The sequence below is a fragment of the Streptomyces sp. CNT360 genome, assembly GCF_000424785.1.
The window spans coordinates 48,916-61,895 of the sequence record NZ_KE384244.1 but is presented as its reverse complement, the minus strand read 5'-3'; the positions used below and the strand labels follow the sequence as shown (position 1 = coordinate 61,895).

The following is a 12,980-nucleotide window of genomic DNA, read 5'->3' as shown; positions in this document are numbered from 1 at the left end:
TTCGCGCCCGCTCTCGGCGCCGTCTCTCCCTCGCAGCCGTGACCTGCTGCAAGCACGGCGAACGCTCCCGTTGACCTACCGGCCGATCGTCCACCCGGACCACAAGGCCGGCGGGCGCCGCAGCTCTGCTTGGAACGACTACCGGGACCTGCTCATCTCGGCCCAGCAGCAACTTGGCCGCCCCCTCGTACTGATATGGGACAACCGCAACGTCCACCGCGACCGCCGCTTACGTGCGTGCATCGACGCCCAGGACTGGATCACCGTCCACTACCTGCCGCCCTACGCGCCGCAACTCGAGCCAGTCGCAGGCATCTGGTCCCTGCTCCGACGCCGCTGCCAGGCCAACACCGCCTTCACCGACCCCGCGCACCTGATGCTCGCCCTTCGGCAAGGGCTCCGGCAGGAGAGCCCCTAGGCTGGTCGGCCTCCGGCACGTCCCCACTGGGCCTCGTCCCATTCCACGTATTCGATCTGGACGCCACCTGGCAGCTTGGCAGTCAGGTTCCTGCCGGTGGGAACGGCCTGCGGACCACGCACGATCTGCGCTCCGGTCCGTGTGAGCAACGCGTGGCACTCGTCGAGGTCATCGATGATGAGCGTGGCCACTGTCGCCCTGTAGGGCTCCAGCACCCGCTCATCGCCCGCCACCACCAAGACCTGGCCGACCGTGGCCAACTCCAAGCCGTTCGGCATCGTGAAGCGGGTGCTGATCGGCTCACCCGTAACCGTGGTGAGCGGTACCAGCACCGCATCCAGGTCGTTGGCGTAGGCGCGGGCGTAGGTACGGAAGATGCGCATGATCATCAACAAGGCGTCCAGAGATACGGATATTCCCCTCGCCATCGAGACGAGGACGTGCGTCTCCGACGCCATCACGCATCAACCCTCAGTACGCGCGGGCGGGAGCGTGCCCCGCTCCGCAGGACGAGGACGTGCCCCGCTCCGTGCGTCCGGGGGCGTGCCCCGCACCGAGTGGAGGGGGCGGTGTCCGGCACGGTAGGGCCCGCTGCGTACTGGCGGGAGGGTGTTCCGCCCCGTGCCTCCAGGGGGCGTGCCCCGCTCCGTGCGTCCGGGGGGCGTGCCCCGCATCGAGTGGAGGGGGCGGTGTCCGGCACGGTAGGGCCCGTTGCGTACTGGCGGGAGGGTGTGCGGCCCCGTGCGGCGGCCAGGGGGTGCCCCGCACCGTGGCGACCGCGGAGTGCCCGCACAGCAGTGCGCCCTTCCGGCCGGGAGGGCGGAAGGGCGCACGGGGTGGGAGGGGGTTACTTCACGGAGCCCAGCAGCGGCCGCATCTTGTTGCGGGCGGCGAGGAAGGCGAAGCCCGCCAGCGCCGCGATGATGCCCTGGACGGCAAAGCCGGTCGTACCGCTGGCCGCGTCGCCGACGACGAGCTTGACGATGGCGAAGACGCAGTCACCGGCGGTGACGGCCAGGAACCAGACACCCATGAGCTGGCCGGCGTACTTGGCGGGCGCCAGCTTGGTGGTGACCGACAGGCCGACCGGGGAGAGGCACAGCTCGGCGACCGTCTGGATCAGGTACACCACGATCAGCCACAGGGGGCTGACCTGGGCCCCGCCGGCGGCGGCGCCCATGGCCAGCATCATCAGGCCGAAGGAGGCACCGATGCCGATCAGGCCGATGGAGAACTTGGTGGTGGTCGTGGGGTTCCGCCGGCCCAGCTTGACCCACACGGCGGCCAGCACCGGGGCGAGGATCATCACCCACAGCGAGTTGACCGACTGGAACCAGCTCGTGGGGAAGGAGAGGCCGAAGAGGCTCTTGGAGGTGCTGTCCTCGGCGAACAGGTTCAGCGTGGAACCCGCCTGGTCGAAGATCATCCAGAAGATGGCCGCCGCGATGAAGAACCAGATGTACGCGGTGAGCTTCGACTTCTCCTCACCGGTGACCTCGCGGTCGCGGCGCATCCGCGTGAAGTAGTACGTCGGCAGCAGCAAGCCCAGGATGCTGACCGGCCACAGGACCCAGTCGATGGTGAACAGGTCGGCGAAGACGATGACGCCGTAGAAGACGGCCAGCACCACCACGGACAGGACCAGGTTGCGCACGGCCTTGGACCGCTCCGGGGCGGTCAGCGGGTTGGGGACCACGCTGGACTCCGCGGCCAGGTGCCGGGTGCCGTACAGGAACTGTATGAGGCCGAGGCCCATGCCGACGGCGGCCAGGCCGAAGCCCAGGTGCCAGCTGACCTTTTCACCGGCCCAGCCGATGAGCAGCGGGGCGGAGAAGCCGCCGACGTTGATGCCCATGTAGAAGACGGTGAAGCCGCCGTCCCGGCGCGGGTCCTCGGGGCCCTGGTACAGGTGGCCGACCATCGTGGAGATGTTGGCCTTCAGCAGCCCGGAGCCGACGCCGATGAAGACGAGGCCGACGAAGAACAGGGCGTTGACGCCGACCGCCAGCAGGGCGTGTCCGACCATGATGACGCCCGCGGAGATGGCGACCGTCTTGCGCGGCCCCCACACCCGGTCGCCGAGCCAGCCGCCGGGCATGGACATCAGGTAGACGGTGGCGTTGTAGACGGAGTAGAGCGCGACGGCGGTGGCCGCGGCCATGCCCATGCCGCCCTCGGAGGCGGCGGCCGTGAGGTAGAGCACCAGCAGGGCACGCATGCCGTAGAAGCTGAAGCGCTCCCACATCTCTGTCATGAACAGGGTGGCCAGACCTCGTGGGTGGCCGAAGAAGGTCTTGCCGCCGGTGGTGCCGGCCGCGTCCTTCGTCAGACTGGACGCCATGTGGGTTCCTCGGGAGTCGGGACGCGCATGCCACGAAGGCGGGGCTGCTCGCCCGGGATGGGGGGTGTGCCGCGACTGCGACCCGCTGCTTCGCGGTCAGGGGAGCCCTGTGGTGTCAGAAGCACACGGGTCCCGTCGGTCACGACAGATACCCCTCACCATAAGTCACCGTCTCGGGGGCCAGGGAAGGGGTTGTGACGCAGATCGCAGGTGAAATCCGGAACCTGTCGCGGTAATCGATGGTGACGTGTTCACAACACCTACAGATCGACAGCGTGCCCGAGCGGTCACGGGGCGCCGCCACCGTCCGCCTTCACGCTCGGCCACGCGGACTACCATCGGTGCATGACCCGTGTACTGCTCGCCGAGGATGACGCATCGATCTCGGAGCCCTTGGCTCGCGCCCTGCGCCGGGAGGGATACGAGGTCGAGGTGCGCGAGGACGGTCCCACCGCGCTCGACGCGGCACTGCGGGAGGGCATCGACCTGGTCGTGCTGGACCTGGGGCTGCCCGGGATGGACGGGCTGGAGGTGTGCCGCCGGATGCGCAGCGAGGGCCACGCCTTCCCGGTGCTCGTCCTGACCGCCCGCGCCGACGAGGTGGACACGGTCGTCGGCCTCGACGCGGGCGCGGACGACTACGTCACCAAGCCGTTCCGCCTCGCCGAGCTGCTGGCACGGGTGCGTGCGCTGCTGCGCCGCGGTACGCCCGCCGAACCGGCCCAGCCGCCGGCCACCCACGGGGTGCGGATCGACGTCGAGTCGCACCGCGCCTGGATGGGCGAGGAGGAGCTCCAGCTCACCGCCAAGGAGTTCGACCTGCTGCGGGTGCTGGTGCGGGACGCGGGCCGGGTCGTCACCCGGGACCAGCTCATGCGCGAGGTGTGGGACACCACCTGGTGGTCGTCGACCAAGACGCTGGACATGCACATCTCCTGGCTGCGCAAGAAGCTCGGTGACGACGCGGCGAACCCGCGCTACATCGCCACCGTGCGCGGCGTCGGTTTCCGTTTCGAGAAGAGCTGACGGGAACCGCACGTGCGCCGTCGGCTCATCCTGTCCACGCTCGCTGTCGTCCTCGTCGTCGTCGCGGTCTTCGGCATCTCCCTGGTCATCGTCGAGTCCCGCACCATCGAGAACAGCACCCGGGACAGCGTCCGCGCCGAGGCCTCCCGGCTCGTCTCCACCGTGGAGAGCCGAGTGGTCGCGGGGGAGCGGGTGACGGAGGCGTCGATCGGCGTCACCGCGTCCAAAGACCGCTACGTCCGCTACATCCGCGTCGACATGCCCGGCGACCGCGAGCCCATCGAGGTGGGCAAGCGGCCCGGGGGCGACGTCGTGGAGTCGAAACAGACCGGGGCGCACGGCGAACACGTCACCGTGCAGGCATCGCGCTCGGCAGTGCGTGCCGAGGTCGGGCGCACCCTGCTGATCATTCTGGCGGTGGCGCTGCTCGCCGTCGTCGCGGCCGCTGTGCTCGCCGTCCGCCAGGCCCACCGCCTGGCGGCACCGCTGACCGACCTGGCCGAGACCGCCGAACGCCTCGGCTCCGGCGACCCGCGCCCCAGGCACCGCCGCTACCAGGTGCCCGAGCTGGACCGGGTCGCCGATGTGCTGGACGCCAGCGCGGACCGCATCGGCCGGATGCTGACCGCCGAGAGGCGGCTGGCCGCCGACGCCTCGCACCAGTTGCGCACCCCGCTCACCGCGCTCTCCATGCGGCTGGAGGAGATCATCGCGACCTCCGAGGGGGCCACCGCCGAGGACCGGGCCGTCGTCCAGGAGGAGGCCACCATCGCGCTGGCCCAGGTGGAGCGGCTCACCGACGTGGTGCAGCGGCTGCTGACCAACTCCCGCGACCCGCGCACGGGCTCGGCCGTCGGCTTCGACCTCGACGAGGTCGTCAAGCAGCAGATCGAGGAGTGGAAACCCGCCTACCGCAGCGCCGGCCGGGCCATCGTGCGCTCCGGCAAGACAGGGCTGCGCGCCGTGGGCACCCCGGGCGCGGTGGCGCAGGTGCTGGCGACGCTGATCGAGAACTCGCTGATGCACGGTGACGGCACCGTCGCGCTGCGCACCCGGGTCACCGGCAACCAGGTCGTGGTGGAGGTCACCGACGCGGGGCCGGGCGTGGACGAGGCGCTGGGTTCCCGGGTGTTCGAGCGTACGGTCAGCGGCCACAACTCCACGGGGCTCGGGCTCGCCGTGGCCCGCGATCTGGCGGAGGCGGACGGCGGCCGGCTGGAGCTACTTCAGCAGTTGCCGCCGGTCTTCGCGCTGTTCCTCAGCCGCGAGGCCACCGATCTCGACACCGCGGCCCCCGCCGGCTGAACCGGCCGCGGCAGGCGCCGCCGCCGACGGCTGGGCTGCCGGCGCCGGCACGGTGGGGTCGCCGGTGCGCGCGGCCGGCTCCCGGTCCGTCTCGGCTGCGTGCTCGGAACCGGAAGAGGCGGCGGTGTCGGCCGGTTCGTCGGCGCCGTCGGCGTCGGCTGGTTCGTCGGCGGTGTCGGCGTTTGGCTGGGCGCTCACCCGGAAGACCCAGGTGCGGTACGCCCAGAAGCGGAAGACGGTGCCGATGACGAGTCCGACGACGTTCTTGGAGATGTTGTCGGACAGCGGCGAGGTGTAGCCGAGGCCGTAGTGGGAGAGGGCGAGGATGCCGTTCTCCAGGACGAGCCCGATGCCGCTGAAGAAGAAGAACAGCACCGTCTCGCGGTGGATGCGGTGCTTGTCGCTGTGCCGGTAGGTCCAGTAGCGGTTGCCCAGGTAGTTGGTGGCGATCGCGATGACCTGTGAGATGACACCGGACCGGATCGGGGCGAGCTGGAACGTGTGGATGCACAGGTTGAAGATCGCGACGTTCACCAGGAAGCCCAGCGCACCGACGGCGCCGAACTTCGCCAGTTCGCGCACGAGCCGTTCCAGTCCCGGGCGCACTGAGCGCCATTCACCCATAGTGATGCAGAGCCCCGTTTCGGTCGGCGTCAGAGGCTGCCCCATGCTAACCAGCCCGCACCGCACCCCGCGGGGTGACCGGGACAACCGTGACCCGGGGCTGGACGGGTCATGGTCTCACCGGTGCGGCGGTCACGCACACCGGAGGCCGTCCCTCCGCCCCGATGCCCTGGCCCGGCCCAGGTCAGGGCAGGACGGCGACGGCAAGGACGACACCTGCGGGCCGGGCCGGCGTCCAGGGGGGAAGTCCGGGAGAACTCCGGGGGGCTCCGGGAGACCTTGCGGGACTCCGAGAGAAGGGGCAGGAGGGGGAGGCGTCGCCGCCCCCGTACCCTGGAGCCGTGACGTTCCCGGTAGTCGGCATGGTCGGCGGGGGACAGCTCGCCCGTATGACCCACGAGGCGGGCATCCCGCTCGGCATCAGATTCAAGCTCCTTTCCGATACGGCCCAGGACTCGGCCGCCCAGGTCGCCGGCGAAGTCGTCGTCGGCGACTACCGCGACCTGGAGACGCTGCGGCGCTTCGCGCAGGGCTGCGACGTGATCACCTTCGATCACGAGCACGTACCCACCGAGCACCTGCGCGCCCTGGAGGCGGACGGCATCCCCGTACGCCCGGGCCCCGACGCGCTCGTGCACGCGCAGGACAAGGGGGTGATGCGCGCCAAGCTGGGCGAGCTGGGTGTCCCCGCCCCGCGCAACCGGATCGTGAGCACCCCGGACGACGTCGCGGCGTTCGCCCGCGAGGGCGCGGCCGACGGCGGCGACGGCTTCCCCGTCGTCCTCAAGACCGTGCGCGGCGGCTACGACGGCAAGGGCGTGTGGATCGTGCGCGCCGCCGACGACCCGAACGCCGCCGAGCCCTTCAAGGCGGGCGTGGCCGTGCTCGCGGAGGAGAAGGTCGACTTCGCCAGGGAGCTGGCGGCGAACGTCGTGCGGTCCCCGCACGGGCAGGCCGTCGCCTACCCCGTCGTCGAGTCGATCCAGGTGGACGGCGTCTGCGACACCGTCATCGCCCCCGCGCCCGGGCTCGACGAGGAGGCCGCGGTCCGCGCCCAGGAGCTGGCGCTGCGGATCGCGCACGAGCTGGGCGTCGTCGGCCACCTCGCCGTCGAACTGTTCGAGACCGAGGACGGCGAGGTCCTCGTCAACGAGCTGGCCATGCGCCCGCACAACTCCGGCCACTGGACCCAGGACGGCGCCGTCACCTCGCAGTTCGCCAACCACCTGCGCGCCGTCCTCGACCTGCCGCTGGGCGACCCGCGCTGCCGTGCGCCCTGGGCCGTGATGGCCAACGTGCTCGGCGGCGACTACCCGGACATGTACTCCGCCTACCTGCACTGCATGGCCCGCGACCCCCAGTTGAAGATCCACATGTACGGCAAGGACGTGAAGCCCGGCCGGAAGGTGGGCCACGTCAACGTCTACGGGGACGACCTGGCCGGCGTACGGGAGCGGGCGGCACACGCCGCGGGCTACCTGCGGGGCACCCTCACCGAGTGAGCGCGTCCCGCCGGGCATCCCGCCGCCGGGCGCACCGCCACCGTCCTCGAACCAAGGAGCCGTATTGAGTACTGCCAGCCCCCTCGTGGGGATCGTCATGGGGTCCGACTCGGACTGGCCCGTCATGGAGGAGGCAGCCAAGGCGCTCGCCGAGTTCGAGGTGGGCTACGAGGTCGATGTCGTCTCCGCGCACCGCATGCCCCGCGAGATGCTCGCCTACGGTGAGGACGCCGCCGACCGCGGTCTCAAGGCGATCATCGCGGGCGCCGGCGGTGCCGCCCATCTGCCGGGCATGCTCGCCGCCGTCACCCCGCTGCCCGTGATCGGCGTGCCCGTACCGCTCAAGCACCTGGACGGCATGGACTCGCTGCTGTCCATCGTGCAGATGCCCGCGGGCGTACCGGTGGCCACCGTCTCGGTGGGCGGGGCCCGCAACGCGGGGCTGCTGGCCGCGCGCATGCTGGGCGCCCACGACGAGGAGCTGCGCGAGAAGATGCGCGACTTCCAGCAGGAGCTGAACGCGCAGGCCACCGAGAAGGGCAAGCGGCTGCGGGCCAAGGCGATCGGCGAGACCGGGTTCGGCTTCGGCGGCCAGGCGGGGGGCGCACGATGACCTCCACGAGCCCCAACCTGGAGCGGGCCCGCGCCCTGCTGGTCGAACACCCCGTGGTGGACGGCCACAACGACCTGCCGTGGGCGCTGCGCGAGCAGGTGCGCTACGACCTCGACGCGCTCGACATCGCCCAGGACCAGCGCGAGCGGCTGCACACCGACCTCGCCCGGCTGCGCGCCGGCGGGGTCGGGGCCCAGTTCTGGTCCGTCTACGTGCCCGGTGAGCTGGCCGGTGACGACGCGGTGAGCGCCACCCTGGAGCAGATCGACGCCGTCCGGCTGCTGGCCGCCCGCTACCCCGAGCACCTGCAACTGGCCTTCACCGCCGAGGACGTGGAGGCCGCCCACGCGCAGCGCCGCGTCGCCTCGCTGATGGGCGCCGAGGGCGGCCACTCGATCAACAACTCGCTGGCCACGCTGCGCGCCCTCCACCGGCTCGGCGTGCGCTACATGACGCTCACCCACAACAACTCGCTGGAGTGGGCGGACTCGGCCACCGACGAGCCGCGCGCCGGCGGGCTGTCCCGGTTCGGCGAGGAGGTCGTCCGCGAGATGAACCGGCTGGGCATGCTGGTCGACCTCTCGCACGTGGCCGCCGAGACGATGCGGGACGCGCTGCGCGTCACCGAGGCGCCGGTGATCTTCTCGCACTCCTCGGCCCGCGCCGTGTGCGACCACCCGCGCAACATCCCCGACGACGTGCTCGCCCAGCTGCCGGGCAACGGGGGCGTCGCCATGGCGACGTTCGTCCCGAAGTTCATCCTCCCCGAGGCGGTGGCCTGGACCCGGGCCGCCGACGAGAACATGCGCGCGCACGGGCTGCACCACCTCGACCTGAGCGAGGAGGGCCAGCGGGTGCAGCGGGCGTACGAGGCGGCCAACCCGCGGCCCGTCCCCGACGCCGCCACGGTCGCCGACCACCTCGACCACATGCGCCAGGTCGCGGGCATCGACCACATCGGCATCGGCGGCGACTACGACGGCACGCCCTTCACCCCGGCCCGGCTGGAGGACGTCTCCGGCTACCCGAACCTGGTGGCCGAACTGCTGGACCGCAACTGGTCCGAGGCGGATCTGGCGAAGCTGACCTGGTCCAACGCGCTGCGGGTGCTCCGCGAGGCGGAGGAGACGGCGCTGGCCCTCCAGACGCAGCGCGGGCCCTCGATCGCCACGATCGACCAGGTGGACGCCTGACCCGGGCGCCGACTCCCGGCTGACGCCGGGACGAACGGGGCGGGCCCCGAGCGGTGAGCGGTCTTGACCGCCGCCCTCGGGGCCGCGAGCATCAGCGGGCCCCCGCTCGTGTCCAGGGAGGACCCGTTGGCCACCTCGGAACCGTCCCGCACGTACCCCGCCCCTTCCACCCCTCCCGCTTCCCCTGTCTCCGGTACCGGCAGTGATACGCCGACACCCCGCACCGGCACCGACGCAGGGACCGGCACCGACACAGGCGCAGGTGTCGGCACCGGCATCGGCGCAGGCGCCGACCGCGGAGAGCCGTCCCCGCCGAGCGCTCTCGGCCGGCGGCGTCTGCTGCAGGTCTCGGCGGTGGCGGGTGGTGCCCTCGCCCCCGGCCCCGCGCTGACCGTCCCCGCGACCGCGGCGCCCGCCGGTTCCGTCCCCGCCGCGGCCCCCGGCGAGGCGGCGGACCGCTCCCGCACCGTGCCGTTCTCCGCCGCCACCAACGGCGCCGCCACCCTCGTGCCGGGCGCCGGTCACCTCGTCGCGGAGATGCAGAACATCCTGTGGTCGATTCCCCGTTCGGGCGGTGAGGCCACGGCACTCACCGCCCCCGGTCTGGAGCCGACCCGGCCCGTCCTGTCGCCCAACGGCACGGTACTGGCCGTGTGCGCCTACCACGGCGGCGGCTTCCACCTCTGGACGCTGCGCCCCGACGGCTCCGGCCTCGAACAGCGCACCGACGGCCCCTGGGACGACCGCGGGCCCGCCTGGTCGCCCGACGGCACCCGGCTCGCCTTCGCCTCCGAACGCGGCGGCGACCCGGTGGCGGGCAGCCCCTACCGCATCTGGGTGCTGGACCTGCGCAGCGGCGAGCTGACCCGGCTCACCGGGCGGAAAGGACAGGACGGACCGCACCAGGACGGCGCCTGGGAGGACTTCGACCCCACCTGGACGCCCGACGGCGAGCGGGTGCTGTGCGTACGCGGTGCCGTCGAGGACGGTGCGGAGGGACCGGCCCTCGACGCCCGCACCCTCGTCTCCGTCGCCGCCGACGGCTCCGGTGACGTCCGTACCGCACACCAGGACCCCACCGAGGGCGCCTCGCTGATGACGCCCGCCGTCTCCCCCTCCGGCAAGCTCGCCTACCTGCGCACCACGCCCGCACCCCGCGCCTCGTGCACCCTGGTCGTGGACGGCGACCCCGTCGGCATCGACGGCGACCTGGCGCCCGCCCCACCCCGCTGGGCCGACCGCGAGACGCTGCTGCTGACCGTCTCCGGCACCTTCCGGCTGCTGCGCCCGGCCCGCCCCGAAGCCGCCGAACGCATCCCCTTCACCGCCCACCTGCCGACCCGGCGGCCCCGCTACCGCGTCAAGGACTACGGCTTCGAGGCGCCCGGCGCACACCGGGTGCGCGGCGTCCAGCAGCCGGTGCTGTCCCCGGACGGCAGCCGCGTCGCCTTCGTCGCCCTCAACGCGCTGTGGCTGGCCCGCACCGACGGCCGCGGCAGCCCCCGCAAGCTGGTGCGGGCGCCCGAGTCGCGGTACGTGTGCGCACCGTCCTTCACCCGGGACGGCAAGGCCCTGCTCTACAGCGACGACCGCGACGGACTGCTCGCCGTACGCCGCAGGGAGCTCGACTCGGGCAAGGAAAAGCAACTGGCGGGCGGAGGCAGGGTCTTCGGCGCGCTCTCGCCCGACGGGAAGCAGGTGGCCTGCCTCGACATGGCGGGCAACCTGCTCGTCAAGGAGCTCGGCAGCGGCAAGGAACGCACTGTGGCCGCACCGCTGGGCGGCGGCGGCATCCCGGGCCCGCCCAGTTGGTCGCCCGACGGGCGCCGCCTCGCTCTGTGCGACCGCAACCGGCTCAACTACCGCTTCCGGGAGGGCTACAACCTCATCCGCGTCGTCGACGTCGCAACCGGTGAGGACGCCCTGCACCCGCTGGCCGAGCACGCCTCGCTCGCCGACCGGTACGCGGCCGGGCCCGTCTGGTCGCCCGACGGGCGCTGGATGGCGGCCGTCTGCGAGTCGGCGCTGTGGGTGCTGCCGGTCCGTGCGGACGGCAGCCCGGCGGGGAAGGCCCGCAAGCTGACCGACGAGAGCGCCGACCACCCCTCCTGGTCCGGCGACTCACGCACGCTGCTGTATCTGTCGGCCGGGAAGCTGCGGCTGCGGGACGTGGACGGCGACCGGGCTCGGACCGTACGACTGGAGCTGTCCTGGCGGCGGCCCGCGCCCCAGGAGACCGTGGTGCACGCCGGACGCCTGTGGGACGGCACCGGGCCCGGGGTGCGCGAGGATATGGACCTGGTGCTGCGCGACGGGCGGATCGCCGAGATCACCCGGCACCGCGCCGGGCGCCGGGCCGCGCGCCGCATCGACGCCACGGAACTCACGGTGCTGCCGGGACTGTGGGACACCCACACCCACCCGTGGCAGACCACCTACGGCGGCCGGCAGACCGTCACCCAGCTCGCCTACGGGATCACCACCGCCGTCTCCTTCGGAGGCTTCGCCTACGAACAGGCCCGGCTGCGTGAGGCCGTCGCCGCCGGAGTGCTGGCCGGACCCCGGCTGCTGGCCACCGGCGAACTGCTGGACGGCTCCCGCGTCGCCTACAGCATGGGCAGGGCCCACCGCACCCGCGAGGGACTGCACCGTTCGCTGCAGCGGGCCGGCGCGCTGGACTGGGACTTCGTCAAGACGTATGTGCGCGCACCCGCCACCACCATGCGCGAGGCCGCCGCGTACGCGCACGAGAAGCTCGGCGTCCGCTCCGGCAGCCACCTGTGCACCCCCGGCGTGCAGGTCGGCCAGGACCTGACCACCCATCTCCAGGCCACGCAACGGCTGGAGTTCGGGCACGCCACCACCGCGTCCGGACACGCGTACGAGGACGTGGTGGGCCTCTACACCGCCCCCGGCGACTTCCACCTCGTCGCCACCCCCTTCACCGCCGCCCCGCTGCTGGGCGCCCACCCCGAACTGGCCGACGACGACCGGGTCACCCGGCTGATGCCCCCCTGGGACGTGCAGGCCGTACAGGAACTGGCCGGCACCCCGCCCACGGAGGCCGACCTGGCGACGCTGGAGACGGAGACAGCCGTCTACCGCCGCGTCCTCGCCGCCGGCGGCACCGTCGCCCTCGGCACCGACCAGCCCCTGGTACCCGTCGGCCTCCACCTGCACCTGGCCCTGCGCGCCCTGCACCGCTCCGGACTGAAGCCGCACGAGGTGCTGCGCACGGCCACGGCACTGCCCGCCCGGGTCTTCGGCGTCGACAAGGAACTCGGCACGGTGGAGGAGGGCAAGCTCGCCGACCTCACCCTGGTCGACGGCGACCCGCTGCACGACTTCGACACCCTGGTGCGGACGGTACGGGTCGTGCGCGGCGGCGTCCCCTACGAGCAGGACGCACTGCTCGACGCCTACAGCACACACACGGCCAAGGCGACCTCCCAGCACGATGCGGGCCACTGGCGCCAGGTGAGCCGCCAGTTGCGCCGGGACGGCTGCTGCGACATGGGGCACTGACACCCCCGTGCGGGACGCCTGCCGTCGACGACGCTCCTGGCTGCGCCCCACGAAGCCGCACCTCGCCCCGGTGGTCCTCCACACCGGCCACCTCGGCGAGGCGCGCCGCTTCCACCCCCCCGGGCCTCACCTTCCTCGAAGAGCGGCACGGTGACGGCCCCCTCCACCACGCCGCCCCGCTGCCGAACGGCACCGTCGTGGGACACGGATGCGACGCGAACAGCCGGGCCCCGCACGGTTCGCACCGGCGGGACCCGGCTGTCCGTGCACCGGTGACGACGCCCTGCGGGAGGGTGCGACCCCTCACGATCCGCTGCACCTGGTCGGTGCCCTCATAGGGGCTGGGTGCTTTACGGCATGTAGGACTCTGACCTGCGCGAATGCCCCTTCGTGGGGCACCTCCCCAGCATTCCCCCATGGTCGTCTACCCGAC

10 protein-coding genes are annotated in these 12,980 nt (G+C 72.3%); 7 read left to right on the top strand and 3 right to left on the bottom strand.

Annotation, left to right across the window (positions count from 1 at the left end):
- Nucleotides 1-70: 70 nt before the first annotated feature.
- Nucleotides 71-418, top strand: coding sequence for a transposase (locus H297_RS38800; RefSeq protein ID WP_486589698.1), 348 nt, complete (start codon nt 71-73; stop codon nt 416-418).
- Here the strand turns inward: H297_RS38800 and H297_RS0127945 are convergent.
- On the bottom strand, nt 415-876 hold the full coding sequence (locus tag H297_RS0127945; protein WP_486589697.1) for a hypothetical protein: 462 nt from the start codon (nt 874-876) through the stop codon (nt 415-417). The two genes, H297_RS38800 and H297_RS0127945, sit on opposite strands and share 4 nt — an antisense overlap.
- Nucleotides 877-1,265: 389 nt before the next feature.
- Nucleotides 1,266-2,759, bottom strand: coding sequence for an oligopeptide:H+ symporter (locus H297_RS0127940; RefSeq protein WP_027739741.1), 1,494 nt, complete (start codon nt 2,757-2,759; stop codon nt 1,266-1,268).
- A 345-nt stretch (nt 2,760-3,104) separates the two neighbouring features.
- Between H297_RS0127940 and H297_RS0127935 the strand changes: the two genes are divergently transcribed.
- Both H297_RS0127935 and H297_RS0127930 read left to right on the top strand, forming a co-directional pair.
- The gene (locus H297_RS0127935) at nt 3,105-3,785 is read left to right on the top strand and encodes a response regulator transcription factor (protein WP_027739740.1); all 681 of its coding nucleotides are present in this window, start codon (nt 3,105-3,107) and stop codon (nt 3,783-3,785) included.
- A gap of 12 nt (nt 3,786-3,797) precedes the next feature.
- Nucleotides 3,798-5,090, top strand: coding sequence for an ATP-binding protein (locus H297_RS0127930; protein ID WP_027739739.1), 1,293 nt, complete (start codon nt 3,798-3,800; stop codon nt 5,088-5,090).
- Here H297_RS0127930 and H297_RS40530 read toward each other — a convergent pair.
- Nucleotides 5,007-5,672, bottom strand: a complete 666-nt coding sequence (locus tag H297_RS40530; RefSeq protein WP_486589696.1) for a GtrA family protein — start codon at nt 5,670-5,672, stop codon at nt 5,007-5,009. The genes H297_RS0127930 and H297_RS40530 overlap by 84 nt on opposite strands.
- Before the next feature lie 404 nt (nt 5,673-6,076).
- Here H297_RS40530 and H297_RS0127920 point away from each other — a divergent pair, with 404 nt between their 5' ends.
- From H297_RS0127920 to H297_RS38790, 4 genes are all read left to right on the top strand, one after another.
- Nucleotides 6,077-7,216, top strand: coding sequence for a 5-(carboxyamino)imidazole ribonucleotide synthase (locus tag H297_RS0127920; RefSeq protein WP_027739738.1), 1,140 nt, complete (start codon nt 6,077-6,079; stop codon nt 7,214-7,216).
- A gap of 97 nt (nt 7,217-7,313) precedes the next feature.
- Nucleotides 7,314-7,829, top strand: coding sequence for a 5-(carboxyamino)imidazole ribonucleotide mutase (gene purE, locus H297_RS0127915; RefSeq protein WP_051352270.1), 516 nt, complete (start codon nt 7,314-7,316; stop codon nt 7,827-7,829).
- Entirely contained in the window at nt 7,826-9,022 is a 1,197-nt protein-coding gene (locus H297_RS0127910; RefSeq protein WP_027739736.1) for a dipeptidase, read from the top strand. Before purE ends, H297_RS0127910 begins: the two co-directional genes overlap by 4 nt.
- A 276-nt stretch (nt 9,023-9,298) precedes the next feature.
- Entirely contained in the window at nt 9,299-12,547 is a 3,249-nt protein-coding gene (locus H297_RS38790; protein ID WP_037795662.1) for an amidohydrolase family protein, read from the top strand.
- Nucleotides 12,548-12,980: the final 433 nt, after the last annotated feature.

Excerpts from the sequence above, each read along its gene's own strand:
- H297_RS0127945 (WP_486589697.1), bottom strand. The coding sequence starts at position 876 with ATGGCGTCGGAGACGCACGTCCTCGTCTCGATGGCGAGGGGAATATCC.
- H297_RS0127940 (WP_027739741.1), bottom strand. The coding sequence starts at position 2,759 with ATGGCGTCCAGTCTGACGAAGGACGCGGCCGGCACCACCGGCGGCAAG.
- H297_RS0127935 (WP_027739740.1), top strand. The coding sequence starts at position 3,105 with ATGACCCGTGTACTGCTCGCCGAGGATGACGCATCGATCTCGGAGCCC.
- H297_RS0127920 (WP_027739738.1), top strand. The coding sequence starts at position 6,077 with ATGGTCGGCGGGGGACAGCTCGCCCGTATGACCCACGAGGCGGGCATC.
- purE (WP_051352270.1), top strand. The coding sequence starts at position 7,314 with ATGGGGTCCGACTCGGACTGGCCCGTCATGGAGGAGGCAGCCAAGGCG.
- H297_RS0127910 (WP_027739736.1), top strand. The coding sequence starts at position 7,826 with ATGACCTCCACGAGCCCCAACCTGGAGCGGGCCCGCGCCCTGCTGGTC.